The 2,958-nt window shown below is 66.3% G+C and carries 3 protein-coding genes and 1 riboswitch; all 3 genes read right to left on the reverse strand.

Annotated features, from left to right (window positions below):
• Positions 1 to 38: 38 nt before the first annotated feature.
• Positions 39 to 1,457, reverse strand: coding sequence for an adenosylhomocysteinase (gene ahcY / locus JYJ84_RS32870; protein ID WP_122944141.1), 1,419 nt, complete (start codon positions 1,455 to 1,457; stop codon positions 39 to 41).
• Between the two features lie 32 nt (positions 1,458 to 1,489).
• Positions 1,490 to 1,605: riboswitch (S-adenosyl-L-homocysteine riboswitch) on the reverse strand.
• A 108-nt stretch (positions 1,606 to 1,713) separates the two neighbouring features.
• Positions 1,714 to 2,448, reverse strand: coding sequence for an RNA polymerase sigma factor FliA (locus tag JYJ84_RS32875; RefSeq protein WP_006484033.1), 735 nt, complete (start codon positions 2,446 to 2,448; stop codon positions 1,714 to 1,716).
• A gap of 22 nt (positions 2,449 to 2,470) precedes the next feature.
• On the reverse strand, positions 2,471 to 2,958 hold a 488-nt coding region (locus JYJ84_RS32880; protein WP_374102150.1), incomplete at its 5' end, for a MinD/ParA family protein.

Genomic DNA, 2,958 nt, shown 5'->3' on the forward strand with positions numbered 1-2,958 from the left:
GCGACGCGCGCACGGCACTGCGGCGGCGGCGCATCGGATCAGTAGCGGTAGTGGTTCGGCTTGAACGGGCCGTCCTTCTGCACGCCGATGTACGAAGCCTGCTCGTCCGACAGCACGGACAGGTTCGCGCCGATGCGCGCCAGGTGCAGGCGTGCAACCTTTTCATCGAGGTGCTTCGGCAGCACGTACACCTTGTTCTCGTACTCGTTGCCGCGCACGAACAGCTCGATCTGCGCGAGCGTCTGGTTCGCGAACGAGTTCGACATCACGAACGACGGGTGGCCGGTCGCGCAGCCGAGGTTCACGAGGCGGCCTTCCGCCAGCAGGATCACGCGCTTGCCGTCCGGGAAGATGATGTGGTCGACCTGCGGCTTGATGTTTTCCCACTGGTACTGGCGGGTCGACGCGACGTCGATTTCCGAGTCGAAGTGACCGATGTTGCAGACGATCGCGTTGTGGCGCATCGCCTTCATGTGATCGTGGCCGATCACGTGGAAGTTACCGGTGGCCGTCACGAAGATGTCGGCCTTGTCGGCCGCGTATTCCATCGTCACGACGCGGTAGCCTTCCATCGCCGCCTGCAGCGCGCAGATCGGGTCGATTTCGGTGACCCACACGGTCGCGCCGAGGCCGCGCAGCGATTGCGCGCAGCCCTTGCCCACGTCGCCGTAGCCCGCGACGACCGCGACCTTGCCCGCGATCATCACGTCGGTCGCGCGCTTGATGCCGTCGACCAGCGATTCACGGCAGCCATACAGGTTGTCGAACTTCGACTTCGTGACCGAATCGTTCACGTTGAACGCCGGGAACGGCAGGCGGCCGTCCTTTTCCATCTGGTACAGGCGGTGCACGCCGGTCGTGGTTTCTTCGGTCACGCCCTTGATGTGCGCGAGGCGCGTCGAGTACCAGGTCGGGTCCGCGTCGAGGTGCGTCGCGATCGACTTGTACAGCGCGACTTCTTCCTCGTTGGTCGGCTTCGCGATCACCGAACGGTCCTTCTCGGCCTTCGAGCCGAGGATCAGCAGCAGCGTGGCGTCGCCGCCGTCATCCAGGATCATGTTCGCGAATTCGCCGTTCGGCCATTCGAAGATGCGGTGCGAGAATTCCCAGTATTCGTCGAGCGATTCGCCCTTGAACGCGAACACCGGCGTGCCGGCTTCGACGATCGCGGCCGCTGCGTGGTCCTGCGTCGAGAAGATGTTGCACGAGGCCCAGCGGACATCCGCGCCGAGCGCCTTCAGCGTCTCGATCAGCACGCCCGTCTGGATCGTCATGTGCAGCGAACCGGCAATGCGCGCGCCCTTCAGCGGCTGCTGCGCCTTGTATTCGTCGCGGATCTGCACGAGGCCCGGCATTTCGGTCTCGGCAATGTTCAGTTCCTTGCGGCCCCAGCCGGCCAGCGCCATGTCGGCGACGATGTAATCGTTGGAAGCTTTGGAATCGATAATGGCGTTCATCACGCCCTCCTTTCTAAAAAGTTTCTAGATTGGTGACGTGAGCGCCGTTCAGGAAGCGGAGCCGGCGCGGTTTTGCCGCACGGCTGCTTGGTGAAGCCTTCCGAGCCTGGCGGACGCAGAATGGTCCGTCGCAACGCTCCTCGGAAAACGGAGGGGATTGTAGCAAATCGGCGCGCGGAATGCGCAAGCGCGCACACACACGGCACTCACCCGGCACGAGCGCGCGGCGTCGGCGCGCGCGGCCGTCAGGAAAGGGTCAGGACTCCGCGCCGACCCACGCCTGTTCGCGCAGCCGTGCGCGCAGGCGCGCGACGGCCTGGCTGTGCAGCTGGCACACGCGCGATTCGCTCACTTCGAGCACCGCGCCGATCTCGCGCAGATTCAGACCCCGTTCGTAGTACAGCGACATCAGCAGCTTCTCGCGCTCCGGCAGCCGTTCGATCGCCTCGACGAGCGCTTCGCGCAGGTGCTCGTCGAGCAGCGCCGACAGCGGATCGGCGTGATCGACGCGGTAGCGGTCGAGGAACGGCTCGTCGTCGGCCGCGCGGTCGAAATCCTCGTAATAGATCAGCTGGCTGCCGTGCAGGTCCTGCAGCATCCCCTGGTATTCGTCGAGCGGCATGTTCAGGTGCTGCGCGATCTCGGTCTCGCTCGCCGAGCGGCCGAGATGCTGCTCGACCTGGTGCACCGCGTGCTCGACCTCGCGCGACGTCTTGCGCAGGCTGCGCGGCAGCCAGTCGTTGCTGCGCAGCTCGTCGAGCATCGCGCCGCGGATACGCTGGGTCGCGTAGGTCTCGAACTGCGCGCCCTGGTCTTCCTTGTAGCGGCCGGCCGCGTCCATCAGGCCGATCATGCCAGCCTGGATCAGGTCGTCGAGGTCGACACTCGCCGGCATCTTCGCGACGAGCTGCAGCCCGAGGCGTCGCACGAGCGGCGCATATTGCGCGAGCACGTCGGCCTGGGACATCTTTCCTTGAGCGTTGTACATCATGGCTCTCTCCTTCCGGTGGCACTCACGCGGCGTGTGCCGCGCCCGCCTCATACGACGGCTTGCCGCCCGCGTGCACCGCGCGGCCCGCACCCGAACGCGGGCGCATCGGCCAGTACAGCAGGTCGGCGGCAATCTGCCGGTAGTCGCGCGCAGCGGCCGACGACGGGAACGCATCGACCGCGGCCCGCATCAGTTCGCGCGCATGCTCGACGAGCGGATCGGCGCTCACGCAGCCGGCATCGGCGATCGACACCGTCAGGTAGCGGCTCGCGACGCCCGCGAGGTTGTCGAACGCGACCTTCGCGTCCGCATGGCTGCCGACGTGATTGGTCAGCACGCGGAACTGCGCGAACGCATGCGCGAAATGCAGCCGTTTCATGCACGCGTACGCCTCGGTGATCGCCTGCGCGGCGACCCGCGTGACGACCAGCACGTCGTGCGCCTCGCGCGCGAGCGCCGAGAACGCGCCGTCGGCGCCGAGCTGCGCGTCGACGAGGACGATGTCGGCCG

The organism is Burkholderia sp. LMG 13014 (assembly GCF_905232215.1).
Taxonomy (GTDB): domain Bacteria; phylum Pseudomonadota; class Gammaproteobacteria; order Burkholderiales; family Burkholderiaceae; genus Burkholderia.